Raw genomic sequence first — 15,358 nt, 5'->3', positions numbered from 1 at the left:
AATATCTTATCTTAATTATTCTATTTTTCTATGTGATATGGAATTGTAATAATAAATTTTGTACCAACGCCTAAAGTACTTTCTACATCTATACTACCATTAAAACCAATAATTATATGTTTAACTATAGCAAGACCTAATCCAGTACCACCCTTTGCCCTAGACCTAGCTTTATCAACCCTATAAAATCTTTCAAAAAGTCTTGGTATATACTCTTTTGCAATTCCCATACCACTATCTTCTACAATAACTTTAAAGTAGGTATCATAAATTATCTTTGTTATTACTACTGTATCAAAGGCTTCACTATATTTTATTGCATTATCTACTAGATTTATAAGCATTTGTTTAAACTTATCCCTATCTCCTAGAATATTAGGTATCTCATCTCCAACTATACTTACATGCACCTGCTTTTGTTCACCAGTATTCTTCATTAAATAAAATACATCCTCTATAGCTTTATTTACATTAAATACTTCTTTTTTAAATTCTTGTTTATGCTCAATTTGTGATAACAATAATATATCTGATATAAGTGTTGTAAGTCTTTCTGCTTCTTCATTTATTATAGTTAAAAATTTTTTCTTAGTCTCATCATCATCAACCTCTTTTAAAGTCTCAGCAAAACCTCTTATAGATGTAAGAGGAGTTTTAAGTTCGTGGGATACATTAGCCACAAATTCAGTTCTCATATTTTCTAACTTTTTCAAGTCAGAAATGTCTTGTATTACTGCTACTGCTCCAATATGCTGATGATTATGAACTATAATATCTGCGGTTCTAACCCTAAGGAATTTTATAGTAGGAGCACTTAACTTAAATTCTTTAATATCTCTATCTCTCATAGAAAATATAAATTTTAAATTCACTTCTTTACATATATTTTCAACTGGATTGCCTACTACATCTTCTTTAATATTAAAAATTTTCTTTGCATAGTTATTTATCATTATTATATTGTGACTATTATCTATAGCAATTACGCCACTTTCCATACTTTGAAGAATTGCTGAAAGTCTATTTTGCTTTTCACTTACCTCATGTAAGCTACTTTCAAGTCTATCAGCCATATGATTAAAGTTCAAAGCTAACTTACCCAGCTCATCATTGGTGGTAATTTTAATTCTTCTACTTAAATTTCCATTAGTCATCATGGAAGTAATAACATCTAAATCCCTAATTGGTTTAACAATTATATAGGATAACTTATTGGCAATCCAAAGAGATATAAAAATCATTATAATTATAGCACTACCATACCATACTATATATGTATCATTTAATTTATGTGTTGCTTTTACAGGGGTTGAAACTCTAACTACTATACCATCTTCTATAGCTACAGCATAGTAAATAACATAGGTTTCTTCCCTATCACTATATCTAGTAGCAGTACCTTCCCCTTTAGATTTAGCCATGATAACTTCATCTTTATTATTATAATTTATTAATTTTTCCATATTTCCCAAAGAATCAAATTGGACAGTGCCATTGCTATTTATAATAGTAATTCTAATATTTAAATTTTTCATTTTATCTACTACGTTAGAAAAACTCGCCTGATCAATGTTGTGTAACTGCTCACTTATTAAATAAGCATAAACATTTAATTGTTCTTTAGCACTTTCTTCACTTTCATAGGTCACTATTGTATAAAATACTGTAGTTAAAAATCCTAATACAAAAACTAATGCCGCAAAAACACTTAGCATTAGTCTTTTTTTCATAGTTCTTTGTGAATTATCTTTCATAACTTTCCCCAGAATTAAATTTATATCCTATGCCTCTAATAGTTTGAATATAAATTGGATTTTTATCATTAGCTTCTATCTTTTGTCTTAAATGTCTCACATGGACATCTACAGTTCTAGTTTCTCCTACATATTCGTAGCCCCATATCTTATCTAAAAGAAAATCTCTTGTCATAACTTTTCCTTTGTTTTTTATCAGTATTTCTAAAAGTTCAAACTCTTTTAATGTAAGCTCTATTTTTTCTTTGCCTTTATATACTTCATGTTTTTGATAATCTATACTTATATCTCCAAATTTAAAGCTATTGTCTTCTTGTTTAAAACTAGTTCTTCTTAATATAGCTTTAGCTCTAGCTACTAGTTCCCTCACCGAAAAAGGTTTTGTTATATAATCATCTGCCCCTAATTCTAAGCCTAAAATCTTGTCTAACTCCTCACCTTTTGCTGTAATCATAATTATTGGTGTAGACTCTATAGATGAGTTTTTTCTAATAGACTTACATACTTCTAATCCATCCATCCCCGGCAACATAAGGTCTAAAAATATTAGATCTGGTTTTTCATCTTCAGCTATTTTTAATGCATCAATTCCATTATCAGCAGTTATAACCTTAAATCCATTCTTAGTTAAATTAAATTTAATTAGTTCCTGAATATGTGCCTCATCATCAACTACTAATATTGTTTTTTCCATAAATATCACTCCTTAAACTCATGGATAAATACAAAGGAAAATAACCTACCATGAGATTCTTCTTCTTTTCTATATGAATATAACTTTTTATCCTTGCTACAGTATGTACATAAATTTAAACATACTATATTATTATTTTTTATACCTTCATTCATTAACTGTATCTCTACACACTTTTGTAAATCTAAATTTCTACCATAATTAATCTGTTGATTTTTAAATAAATCACAATCCTTGAAATTATCTATAAGCTCCTGGCTTACTTCATAGCAACAGCTTTTATTATGAGGTCCTATAAAAGCTTTAATATAGCTATGATCACACCCATAATTTTCTTTCATAACTTTAATTCCTTTAGAGACTATATTATTCAAAGTTCCTTTCCAACCACTATGAAGAGCTGCTATTACTTTATTTTTAGTATCTACTAAAATTATTGGTACACAATCCGCTGTAAATACCCCTATAGCAACCTGTTTTTCTTTTGTTACAATACCATCTCCATCATAGTTTACTATATCCATATTTTCTTCGTAAGAAAATACTTTAGTTCCATGAACTTGATTTAAATATATAACTTCATTTATTTTAAACCACTTTTTTAAATTATTTAAACTAGACTTTCCTTCATCAAATGCTTTATTAAAGTTTAAATTATTTTTTGCTGTAGAAAATCCAATGGTTATATCACCTAAATCATAGGTTAGAAATTCATTATTTTCTATGTTATAGGATCTCATATTACTTATCACCACTTAAACCCTTTATCTCTTCTATAAAACTATTAATATCATCAAACTTTCTATATACAGATGCAAATCTTATATAAGCAACTTCATCCATATACCTTAATTTCTGCAATATTAATTCTCCTATTTCCTCGGATCTTATTTCACTAGTCATGGTATTATTAAGTCTTTTTTCAATTGAATTTACTAAGTTTTCTATCTCTAATCTTGATACAGGTCTTTTCTCACAGGCTCTTATAACACCACTTATGATCTTATCCCTATTAAATAACTCTCTAGTTAAATTTCTTTTTATAACAAATATTTGTATATCCTCTATTTTTTCATAGGTAGTATATCTTTTATTGCAATTAAGACATTCTCTTCTACGTCTAATTGCACCATCATCTTCTGTTGCTCTAGAATCTACAACCTTACTTTCTTCTCCATTGCAATAAGGACACTTCACTATAATCACATCCTCTAAGTTTTTCTGTTTATACTACGATTATACACAAAGTATTCACTATTTGTATATAATTAATTATTTTCTCCTAATTATTTTCAACAATTCCCTCTCCATCTACTAAAATAACATCTACTCCAATTTTTTTAATTCTATCCCAAGGCAATTCTATATCTTCATTTTTTGAAAACCATCCAGATTTCTGTGTTGGAAGTATTATTGCTTCTAATTTATATTCTTCACAATTAACTTTAAAATCTTTTATATAGCCAAGTTTAGTACCTGTGTTAATATCTATTATCTCCATAGTTTTTAAACTATTTATCGCAAACATTGAAGTTTCCATAAAAAAACTCCCTCCTTAAATTTTATATCATTTAATCTATATTCTCTTTAAAATAATATAGAACATAAAAAAAGAGCCTAGGCTCTCTTTTTTATACTAAAGTAAGTTTATTTATTTCTTCTATTATAAAACATCGTCTATCTACATTTACTAAAACAACTATATAATCTCCACCTATTAATTTTACATTGCCTGTTGGTATTATTTCTTTTTCTCCTCTTTTTATAGACACAAGAAGACAGCCCTTCGGCCAATGAACTTCACTTATAAATTTCCCTTCACCTATACTTCCCATTTCAATGCAAAATTCTAATATGGTCTTTTTACTGTCACTTTCCTCTTTAGTTAATCCAACCCTTTTTAGCAATCTTTCTAATAGCACCTCATAAATTGGTTCATTTCTTAACAACTCTGAAGTAATGTATGAAATTATAACTACTACTGATAAAGACAACAAATGATTAAAGGAACCTGTCATTTCCATTATAAGAACAATTCCCGTTATAGGAGCTTTGACTACAGATGCAAAATATCCTGCCATACCTAAAGCTATAAAGTTAATAATATATGCACTGTTTATTCCGAAAATATCTATTGAAATATTTCCAACTATGGCTCCTATAATTGCTCCTAGCAATAACATTGGTAAGAATATCCCCCCTGGTACTCCAGAGCCAAAACAAATTAAAAGTAGTAAAAATTTAATTATGTATACTATTATTAAAAATAAGATTGATTTTTCTTCTAATGATAAATGTAATATTAGCTCATGCCCCCCACCTAATAGCATAGGTGCTGTCAATCCAATAATTGCTGTTAGTATAAAGGGGATCATTATTTTTACTTCTTCAGGTATATTTTTAAATTTAGAATATAAATCTTGAAATAAATATATTCCTTTTGAAAATATAACTCCCATTATTCCTGTTAAAATACCTAATACAATTAAAATCCAATAATAACTTAATGGCAATGCATCCATTGCACCCACAGTTAAAGCTGGCTCGATGCCTAAAAATCTTTTTGTCACAAAATCTGCAGTTATAGCCGCCGGCATAACCGTCAATAATACTAATGGAGAAAAATTTCTATGAATTTCTTCTAATGCAAAGATTATTCCAGATAAAGGTGAATTAAACGCAGCAGACAAACCTGCTGACGCTCCAGCTGTTATTAAAAATTCCTTTTTAACTGGCATATTTTTATAACTTTTTTCTCCAACTCCTTCACCTATTGAAGCTCCAATTTGAACTGAAGGACCTTCTCTACCAACAGAAAGTCCAGCTGACAAAGCTAAAAATCCTCCAATAAACTTGTATATTAATATTCTAAACCAATTCATTTTTAATTTATTTATAACTCGTCCTTTTACTTGTGGAATACCACTTCCTGAAATCATGCCTTCCCGTTTAACCATGATTCCTACTATTATTCCAACAGTTGCTAAAATTCCAATAACTAAAATTGCTTTTAATAAATCCTTATTTCCCCATGAATAAAAATTATTAAAAAGTAGCGAGAATTTATTTATTAGTATCCTATTAAGTACTATTACTACTCCTGTTACTAAGCCTACAATAATTCCTTGAAAAACTAATCTATACTTCATATTTTTTCTCTGGATCATTATTTCCTTTATTCTTTCGCCTTCCACTGTTCCATCACCTCAATTTCAAATATATACTTAACTTCATCCAATATTTCAGAATTACTAAAATCTGCTGAAATAAATTACAAAACCCTATTTTTGTTTATCGATATGATAAATTCAAGAAATTTAACACATGAGTTAAATAATATCTCTTCTAAAAATATTTTAACAGAACAACTATCTTTTAATCAAATTTTATTTAATTTGAAATTTTCATAATTTTAAGCTTACCTATTTAATATATTGTATAAGATATAAATATTTATTTTCATACAAAGACTCATATCAAATTAGCCACATACTCTAAGTCTATAATATCTTATAACTCAGCAAAAAGGAGCCTAGGCTCCTTTTTGCTGAGTTATAAATTTTAATTTTAACCTCATTGCAATATAAATTTTAATATAATATGAATCAATTATATTAACTATTGCAACTAGTTTTAATTCTAAAATAAGCTACCTACCTGTAAATAAGCATACTACACGTGTTTTCTCATGTGTTTAAGTGCTGTCTTTTCTAATCTAGAAACCTGAGCTTGAGATATTCCAATTTCATCAGCAACCTCCATTTGAGTTCTTCCTTGAAAAAATCTTAAGTTTAAGATTAGTTTTTCCCTATCTGTAAGCTTCTTCATCCCTTCTTTTATTGATATATTTTCAAGCCATCCATCATCTAAATTCTTACTATCACTAATTTGATCCATAACAAATATGGCATCTCCACCATCATGGTAAATAGGTTCAAATAATGAAATTGGGTCTTGAATTGCATCTAGTGCAAATACTATCTCTTCTTTAGGCATTTCTAGTTCTTTTGCAATTTGAGAGATAGTTGGCTCCTTATTATCCTTGTTAACAAGCTTATCTCTCACTTGTAGTGCCTTATAAGCAATATCTCTTAAAGATCTACTTACTCTAATAGAGTTATTATCCCGAAGGTATCTTCTAATTTCTCCAATTATCATCGGTACTGCATAAGTGGAAAATCTAACATTTTGACTTAAATCAAAATTGTCAATAGCCTTCATTAGACCTATGCAACCTACTTGAAATAAGTCATCTACATTTTCCCCTCTGTTATTAAATCTTTGAATTACACTTAATACTAACCTTAGATTTCCTTTTATAAAATCCTCTCTACAGCCCTTATCACCTTGCTTTATCTTGATTAGTAGTTCCCTCATTTCCTTCTCTTTTAATACAGGTAGTTTCGAAGTATTCACTCCACAAATTTCTACTTTATTAATCATCATAAGGTCTCATTCCCTTCAGAATAATTACATTAAAATTATCTCCTGATGTAGCTTTTTTATACTAAAGACAACCTTATAACATTTTATTAATTTCTTTTTTAAGTCTCTTAATTATTCTTTTTTCCAGTCTCGAAATGTAGGATTGAGATATACCAAGCATATCCGCAACTTCCTTCTGGGTTTTTTCTGTAATTCCATTTAGTCCAAATCTCAACTCTATTATTTCTTTCTCCCTACTATTTAATTTATCCATAGCAATTCCAAGAAGTTGCTTATCTACTTCTTCTTCTATATAGTTATATACTACATTACTATCAGTTCCTAATATATCTGATAATAACAATTCATTTCCATCCCAATCAATATTTAATGGCTCATAAAAAGATATTTCTGTTTTTATCTTATTATTTCTCCTTAGATACATAAGTATTTCATTTTCTATGCATCTAGAAGAATAGGTTGCTAATTTAATCTTCTTTTCTGGTGCAAAGGTGTTTACAGCTTTTATAAGTCCTATAGTGCCTACCGATATTAAATCCTCTACATTTACTCCTGTATTTTCAAATTTTCTTGCAATATAAACTACCAATCTTAAGTTACGTTCAATTAAGATGGATCTTATGCTTTCATCTCCCATTTCTAAGTTTTCTACCAATACTTCCTCTTCTTCTTTAGTCAATGGTGGTGGTAATGCATCATTTCCCCCTATGTAGTAAATTGATTTTGCAAAGCCTTTAAACTTACTTAAAAATCTACTTAGTATGCTTTGCAACCCATTTCTCACTTCTAAAAACTTTTTTGATATTTTATTCATAAAAATTCCTCCTATTCTATAATCCCCCTTGGTAAAAGTCCATTATAATCACTATGTTTGCTAAGCTTATTATCACAAAATGCCAATATCAAACTTTCTTCTTTTATATTTCCATTAATGTTTATCTTCACACTATCTGGTCTAATTCCAATAAGTTTTCCATTACATCCACTTACCACAGAATAAGGAATGTTATATATGCTATGGTTCATTAAATTTAAATCTTTGAAAAACTTCCTTTCTACAATTATTACGGGCAAATTTGTTGCTGGCTCTCTAAGTTCATTACCTGTATCTAAAAAGGCTTTTATTATAGTCTTCACATTATCGATACATATTTCAGTAGTATATACATAATTAGTTAATGAGCGTCTATCTTTTACATATACAGTCAACTTATAAATTAACATATAAATAATCATTAAAGACAATATAAGATTTTTATAGGAAAAATTATATATCATAGCACTTGATGATAAAGATGGATTATCCTTTATGGCTATATAAAAAGACATTCCTGCAAGAAGTACAGAATACAATATAAATATTCCAGTAGCTTTTAATACTTCACCCATACTTTTATCTTTAATAGATATTATCATCATCAGTAGAGCTACTACTATTTTAAAGGGCGTAGATGTAAAAAACTGTAGTTTAGGAATAAGTATAGCAAAAACATATGAAGCACCAATAGCTGAACTTAGCATTAACCTACCCATTGAAACCTTCTTTTTTATAGTTTGCATAGTTATTGTTAGCAAAAATAAATTCACTAAAAAATTTTCTAACAAGAGCATATCTAAGTACACTACCATTTTATTTACCCCCTTAAAGATTATTATATAGGTTGTTTACGGTAAAATTTGTAAAACCATATGGTAAAATTTCATATTATTACTAGAAAATTATGTCATTTTACGATTTTTTTTTTAAATTAAGTGTCTGTTCAAAAATAAACTGTGTAATTTAAACAAAAGTCCTTGAAATAATAAAAGGCTGAAATAGAATACATTTCATTCTATTTCAGCCTTTACATGGAATTTAAAAAAATTAAATAAGAAGAGGCTATTGTAAAATGATTAAAAATCATTTTACAATAGCCTCTTAATAAAATACATATTAATCTTATATTATCTCATACTTTTTCTTAGCCATGTAGGAACTGTAAAGTCTTCACTTTCATCTTTTGAAGATGTAGCAGTATCGTTTGATTGAGTTGCTGCTACCTCTGATTTAGAACCTTGACTTTTAATAGTGTCAAAACTTACTCCACTTTCCATTTTAGCTTTCTCGCAATCAAATCCAGTAGCAATAACTGTTATTCTTATCTCATCATTTAAGCTCTCATCAATTACAGCACCAAATATAATATTTGCATCTGGATCAGCTTCTTCCTGTACTATTTGTGCAGCTTCATTAATTTCTAACAAAGACAAATCAGATCCCCCAGTAACATTTAAAAGTACTCCAGTTGCTCCTATAATTGAAGTTTCTAAAAGTGGACTTGCTATTGCTTCTCTTGCAGCATCTTGTGCTCTATTATCGCCAGTTCCAATACCTACTCCCATATGAGCAAGTCCTTTATTAACCATAATAGTGCTTATATCTGCAAAGTCCAAGTTAATTAATCCTGGTATAGTTATTAAGTCAGAAATACCTTGTACACCTTGTTTTAAAACATCATCTGCTTTCCTAAAAGATTCTACAAGAGTAGTTTTTTTATCCACAAGAGATAATAATCTTTCATTTGGAATTGTTACTAATGTATCAACTGATTCCTTTAAAGCCTTAATTCCAGCTTCTGCATGAATCATTCTTTTTCTTCCTTCAAATGGGAAAGGTTTAGTTACAACACCTACAGTTAAAATCCCCATAGATTTAGCTATTTCTGCTACTACTGGTGCAGCTCCTGTACCAGTTCCTCCACCCATTCCACAAGTAACAAATACCATATCTGCACCTTTTAATGCTTCAATTATTTCTTCCTTACTTTCTTCTGCTGCTTTTCTTCCTATTTCGGGATTTGCACCTGCACCTAAGCCTCGAGTAAGCTTGTCTCCTAATTGGATTTTAAACTCAGCCTTAGATAAAACTAATGCTTGTTTATCTGTATTAATACCTATGAATTCAACATTTTTAAGTCCTTCTTCAATCATTCTATTTACAGCGTTGTTTCCACCGCCACCGCAACCTACAACTTTAATTTTACATAAATCATCATTTTGAACATCGAAATCAATCACTTTATTACCTCCTCATTAGAAAAACTCTTTAGAATTCCTTTTAGTCTTGTTATAAACTTATTTTCTTTACTTCTATTATTGCTACTACTCAACTTTTCATTACAACTTTCACAGGAACTTTTTTCTTTATTAAATATTTCTTCTTTGCTTAAAACATCTCTTATGATTCCTGTAGCTGTTGAATATATTGGGTTTGCTGCTCCAACATAATTTGGAACACCTATTCTAACTGGCTTTCCTAATATTTCTGAAGCTATAGTCGTAATATCTCTAAATAAAGATATTCCACCTCCAACAATTACGAAACTGCCAATTTGATCACTTAATTGCTCTTTTTCAATGCGCTTATTTATTATTTCAAGTAGTTCTTTAACTCTTTCACCTATTATATCTACTAACATTTCATAATTAATTTCCACTATACTATTTCCACTAGTATTAATCTTTATTTTATGATTTTCAGTTGAATTATCTTTCAATAAAGTATTACATTTAAATTTTAATCTTTCACTATCTTGTAATGATAACTTTAGGCAAATAGAAATATCATTTGTAATATTATTACCACCTAAGGGTACTGAAAAGTAATCTAAGAATCTATTATTCTTAAAAACTGTAATTTCCATATTAGAACTTCCAATATCGATAATTGCTACACCTTTAGCAAGTTCAAGATCTTCAATTATATCCTTGCTTATACCTATAGCATTAACTACCCATCCCTTTATCTCGATTCCAGTTTCTTTTAAACATTTTTTATATCCATCAACATATTTTTTACTTAGTATAAATGCGTTGCCTTCTGATTCTAGTACCTTCCCTTTCATTCCTAATGGATTAGTAATATTCTTCATAGAATCAACTATGTATTCTTCAATATCAACTTGGACAATTTCTTGCTCCTTGCCAACACAAAACTTTGCAACTTCTCCTACATTTAATATATCCTCTTTGCTAATCTCTTTCATTTCTGAGAAAGACAAAACACCTTTAGTCTTTACGATTTCACATAAAGAAATTGGTACAGATAAGTATGCTTCTTCTAATGGTGAATTTACAATTTCCTTTAAACGCTCTACTACATTGCGTAAAATATAAGAAATATCCTCTTCATCCAACATTACATTATCCTTAACTCCTTCATAATCTGAAGTAGTAATCCCCATAATTTGTATTTTGTTTTCTTGGTCTAATCTCCCAACTACTCCACATACCTTTGAAGAACTTATATCTATTCCAACAATGTAATTATTCATATAACATATTCCTCCCACATTCTACTCCCTAAGAAGTTTACAGTGTACAAAGGTATATTCAACATGAAAATTGAAATTCCTTCAAAATAGTAGAATATTTTTAGAATATATTTATACAATGCCTAGTCTCTATAACACCTTACTACCATATGTAGGTAAATAACGAAATTACCTCAATATATTATAAGTACGCCATTTAATCATTTATATTCTATCTATAGTATAAAACTTAATTAAAAAAAACACAATGGCTAAATTCCCTATACCATTGATATTATAGGTTTTCGAAGAAGCAAAGAACTCTGCTTACAGTTCTTCTTTATCAATATATCTGTTAATTTTACTTATAGCCATTTCCATAGTCTGCATACCATATTTTGATGAAGTTTCCATAGTCGATGGTATTTGATGTATTTTCCCTTCTCTAATTAAATTTTGAACTGCTGGGGTATTAACCATTACTTCAAGAGCTGCAATTCTTCCACTACCATCCATCTTCTTAAATAATCTTTGACATACTATACCTTTTAATACCGTAGAAAGCTGATTTCTTATCCTTAATTGCTGTTCTGACGGAAAATAATTTATGATTCTATCAATTGTTTTGTAGGCACTTATGGTGTGTAATGTAGAAATTACTAGATGTCCTGTCTCTGCTGCTAGAAGTACTGCTGACATAGTTTCTAAATCTCTTATTTCTCCAACTAAAATTACATCTGGATCTTCTCTAAGTATGGCTCTTAGTCCACTATCATAGCTTTCCGTATCCCTTCCTATTTCCCGTTGATTAATTAGAGATTTCTTATGATTATGTAAATACTCTATAGGATCCTCCAAAGTCACAATATGAGTTTTTTTATTTGAATTTATCTCATTTATCATAGCTGCCATAGTAGTACTCTTACCACTTCCAGTTGGACCAGTTATAAGAATTAAGCCATCCTTTTTATTTGTAAATTCCTTTATAATTGTAGGCATATTTAAATCTTCTATAGTTGGAACTTTTACCGGTATTACTCTAATTGCAATAGTATCAAAACTTCTTTCTTTATATACATTAACCCTATACCTGCCTACATCCGGTAGAGTATATAGTATATCTCTCTCCCCTATTTCATTGTATATAACGTAATCTTCTCCAAGGATTTCCTTACTATATTTCTTAACTATTTCTTCAGATAAAACTTCTTCTATTACATTTAATAATTCTCCATTTTTTCGTAGAATAGGAGGTGCTCCTACAGACAGATGCAAATCTGAACCTTGATTTTCAACCACATATTTTAAAAGTTCCTTTAGTTCCATTTTTTATCTCCTTACATATAATAAAATACATTTCCACCTACATTGTTATATTTATAATTATCTACTTTACATTAACTTTACTATAATTTTAATTAGTATATCAATTTATATAATCGTATTAAATATATTTATATTTATATAATTCTTTAACATTAGTTAAAGTTTTCTAAAAAATATGATATGTATTGATTCATATTTCTTTATGAATCAATACATATCAATACCTTTTATAATATAAATATAATTATATAGTAAATATTTAATTAATATATATTATTAGCCTTCTCCAAAATTTAACTCTTTAAGTAGTTTCTTTAATGCTCTTTTTTCTATTCTAGATACATAGGATCTTGAAATACCTAATATTGAAGCTATCTCTCTTTGAGTTTTTGGTTTCCCATCTATTAACCCGTACCTCATTTCTATTATTCTTTTCTCTCTTTCTTGAAGACATGTTTCCAGTATACAATATAATTTTTTCACTTGTATCTTATTTTCCACTACCTCTAAAATGGAATCTTTATCACTACTTAATATGTCCATAAGGGATATTTCATTTCCTTCTTTGTCTAGACCTATAGGATCTTGCAAATATACTTCACTTCTAATTTTCTTATTGTTTCTAATAAGCATAAGAATCTCATTTTCTATACATCTTGCAGCATAAGTTGCTAACCTAGTTCCCTTATCCATATCAAATGAATCTATTGCCTTAATTAATCCTACTGTTCCAATTGATATTAAATCATCCACTTCTTTCCCAGGAAATGAATATTTTTTTACTATGTGTGCTACTAATCTTAGATTTCTCTCAACTAAGACACCTTTTGCTTCAGGATCTCCATCTTTTAATCTCTGTAAATATTCTTTTTCTTCTACTTCTGTAAGTGGCTGTGGAAAAGAGTTATTTCCTGAAACATATCCTGTAAGTAAGGCATATTCGCTAATTACATTCAATAACCAACTCAAGCAAAACATTTATGCTCCCCCTAATAGTGCTTATTATTATAATATGTTTACTTTAGGGGAAAAGTGACTATATGGTAATATTTATTTGAAATAAAATTTTAAATTTTAGGTATATTATATAATGTAAAATATAAATTTAATTTAATTTCATAATATCACTCTGAATTAAATTTACTACTATATCCTTAAATACAGAACATGCAACTTGACTACTACCACTTTTTTCTTCTACCTGTGGTAAATATATAACCATGGAATAATACTTGTTATCATATTTGAAAAATCCTGCAAACCAGCCATCAGAACACTTTTTATCTCCATTTAAATATTCAGTAGTTCCAGTTTTGCCGCCGATTTCTATATTATCTATTTTAGCATTGCTTCCTGTACCAAGCTCATCATTTACTACACCCATCATACCTTCTTTAATTATATTAGCAGTACTTTCACTGAATACCTCTGTAGATTCACTTTCATACTTCTTTAAAATTTTACCTTCTTCACTTATTATTTTATTTATAATTTTAGGTTTAATATATTTACCACCATTAACTACTGTATTAGGAATGGATAATGCTGCTAGAGGTGTAGTTCTCACCGTTTGTCCTATAGATGTATTAGTAATGATATCTAGGTTGTTTTCTACTTTATATCCTTCTATAGTTCCACTTTTCTCATCTTGAAGATTTAGCGTCTTATTAAATAAACCTAATCTATTAGATAATTCATATATTCTATCCATTCCAACCTTCCATCCAATCTGAGCAAAAGTATCATTAGATGACGCTATGTATGCTTGCTCCATATTATATGAACCTAACTTTTCAATACTTTTAGGGAAAATTTCCTTTAAATAGAACTTTTCATCTCTTCCAATTAGTTGATTTTCTAAAGCTGCTTCATATAGTATAGTTTTAAAGGTAGAACCAAGTAAAAAACCATTTCCACTAGGTATTCCAATATTTACATTAGATAAATTATCATTTTTCTGCGCCATTGATAATATATCCCCAGTGCTGCTTTCCATTAATACTGCTCCAATTTGACCGTATTCTTCATAATTTTTACTTTTTAAAATTTCTTCTACTTTTTTTTGAATATTATAATCTAGGGTTGTAACTACATTATTATTACCTTTTATGTCACTAAATACTTTTTTAATAATATTACCACTAACATCCTTTTCAAGCTTTAATTGCTCTTTTTTATTATTCTTAATATATTCATATATTTCTCTTTCTAGGGTTCCCTCATCTTTCAGCTTTGAGTTATCAGAATATTTTACTCCACTAGCTAGTATATTCTTTATATTCCAATCATTATACTTTTTATATTCAGTATATTCGTATACATACATTCCTCTTACATCTTGTATATTTTTTAACTTCTCATAACACTCTTTATCAATTTCATATTGTTTATTTCCATTTTCAATTTCATATTGTAATAAAGAAATATCATAATCTCTATTAAAACTTCGCAGTATATAGGATACATTTTTCATTGAAATAAAAGCTGCTTCCTCATTTAATGTATAAAAAGTTAATGGATCTATCACTACATAATAATTTAATGTACTTTCAAAAAGATTATTGTCATTTCGATCAAGCAACTTAAAGTTAATATTATTTATATCCTCTTCATAGTAATATTGTTCATTAGCAGACACTGAAAGTGTAGGACCCTCCATTAATTGAATATGGATAAACCTAATAATTAATCCTATAAACATTAATATCATAATAGATAATAGGTAATAATTTCTCTTAGTTACCTGCCCTTTATTACTTTTTTGAAACAATAAAAACACCTCCCTTAGTATAATCTTTGACTAAAGAAAGGTGTTTAATACCAAATTTTTGAACCTTATTTACATT

At 28.6% G+C, this 15,358-nt stretch carries 14 protein-coding genes; all 14 read right to left on the bottom strand.

Annotated features, from left to right (window positions below):
* Positions 1–20 precede the first annotated feature (20 nt).
* The 14 genes from B3J31_RS01850 to B3J31_RS01785 all read right to left on the bottom strand — a co-directional run bounded on the left by B3J31_RS01850 (position 21) and on the right by B3J31_RS01785 (position 15,282).
* Entirely contained in the window at positions 21–1,754 is a 1,734-nt protein-coding gene (locus B3J31_RS01850) for a HAMP domain-containing sensor histidine kinase (RefSeq protein WP_346867324.1), read from the bottom strand.
* On the bottom strand, positions 1,744–2,454 hold the full coding sequence (locus tag B3J31_RS01845) for a response regulator transcription factor (protein ID WP_346867344.1): 711 nt from the start codon (positions 2,452–2,454) through the stop codon (positions 1,744–1,746). The genes B3J31_RS01850 and B3J31_RS01845 overlap by 11 nt, the downstream gene beginning before the upstream one ends.
* Positions 2,454–3,188 carry a peptidoglycan editing factor PgeF gene (gene pgeF / locus B3J31_RS01840; RefSeq protein ID WP_150844774.1) on the bottom strand — a complete coding sequence of 245 codons (735 nt, stop codon included), beginning with the start codon at positions 3,186–3,188 and terminating at the stop codon, positions 2,454–2,456. The genes B3J31_RS01845 and pgeF overlap by 1 nt, the downstream gene beginning before the upstream one ends.
* A 1-nt stretch (position 3,189) precedes the next feature.
* Positions 3,190–3,645, bottom strand: a complete 456-nt coding sequence (gene nrdR, locus B3J31_RS01835) for a transcriptional regulator NrdR (RefSeq protein ID WP_150844773.1) — start codon at positions 3,643–3,645, stop codon at positions 3,190–3,192.
* Between the two features lie 85 nt (positions 3,646–3,730).
* The gene (locus B3J31_RS01830) at positions 3,731–3,988 is read right to left on the bottom strand and encodes a YlmC/YmxH family sporulation protein (RefSeq protein WP_346867323.1); all 258 of its coding nucleotides are present in this window, start codon (positions 3,986–3,988) and stop codon (positions 3,731–3,733) included.
* A 91-nt stretch (positions 3,989–4,079) separates the two neighbouring features.
* Entirely contained in the window at positions 4,080–5,642 is a 1,563-nt protein-coding gene (locus B3J31_RS01825) for a ClC family H(+)/Cl(-) exchange transporter (protein ID WP_414632862.1), read from the bottom strand.
* A 478-nt stretch (positions 5,643–6,120) separates the two neighbouring features.
* A complete protein-coding gene (gene sigG, locus B3J31_RS01820; RefSeq protein ID WP_035132671.1) occupies positions 6,121–6,894 on the bottom strand; it encodes an RNA polymerase sporulation sigma factor SigG in 774 nt (257 codons plus the stop codon).
* A 73-nt stretch (positions 6,895–6,967) separates the two neighbouring features.
* Positions 6,968–7,708 (bottom strand): RNA polymerase sporulation sigma factor SigE, encoded by a 741-nt coding sequence (gene sigE / locus B3J31_RS01815; RefSeq protein ID WP_346848319.1) that lies wholly within the window; start codon positions 7,706–7,708, stop codon positions 6,968–6,970.
* An 11-nt stretch (positions 7,709–7,719) separates the two neighbouring features.
* Positions 7,720–8,523, bottom strand: a complete 804-nt coding sequence (spoIIGA, locus tag B3J31_RS01810; protein WP_346867321.1) for a sigma-E processing peptidase SpoIIGA — start codon at positions 8,521–8,523, stop codon at positions 7,720–7,722.
* A gap of 315 nt (positions 8,524–8,838) precedes the next feature.
* Positions 8,839–9,951, bottom strand: coding sequence for a cell division protein FtsZ (gene ftsZ, locus B3J31_RS01805; protein ID WP_150843628.1), 1,113 nt, complete (start codon positions 9,949–9,951; stop codon positions 8,839–8,841).
* Positions 9,948–11,207 carry a cell division protein FtsA gene (gene ftsA, locus B3J31_RS01800; protein WP_150843627.1) on the bottom strand — a complete coding sequence of 420 codons (1,260 nt, stop codon included), beginning with the start codon at positions 11,205–11,207 and terminating at the stop codon, positions 9,948–9,950. The genes ftsZ and ftsA overlap by 4 nt, the downstream gene beginning before the upstream one ends.
* Before the next feature lie 306 nt (positions 11,208–11,513).
* Positions 11,514–12,512, bottom strand: a complete 999-nt coding sequence (locus tag B3J31_RS01795; protein WP_150843626.1) for a PilT/PilU family type 4a pilus ATPase — start codon at positions 12,510–12,512, stop codon at positions 11,514–11,516.
* A gap of 276 nt (positions 12,513–12,788) precedes the next feature.
* On the bottom strand, positions 12,789–13,490 hold the full coding sequence (gene sigK / locus B3J31_RS01790; RefSeq protein ID WP_150843625.1) for an RNA polymerase sporulation sigma factor SigK: 702 nt from the start codon (positions 13,488–13,490) through the stop codon (positions 12,789–12,791).
* A 127-nt stretch (positions 13,491–13,617) separates the two neighbouring features.
* Positions 13,618–15,282 (bottom strand): penicillin-binding transpeptidase domain-containing protein, encoded by a 1,665-nt coding sequence (locus tag B3J31_RS01785; RefSeq protein WP_346867320.1) that lies wholly within the window; start codon positions 15,280–15,282, stop codon positions 13,618–13,620.
* Positions 15,283–15,358: the final 76 nt, after the last annotated feature.

This window comes from Clostridium sp. UBA5988, from assembly GCF_002435615.1.
In the GTDB taxonomy this organism is placed as follows: Bacteria; Bacillota; Clostridia; order Clostridiales; family Clostridiaceae; genus Clostridium_J; species Clostridium_J sulfidigenes.
Note: the sequence above shows the minus strand (reverse complement) of the source record. Positions and strands in the feature narration are given on the sequence as shown.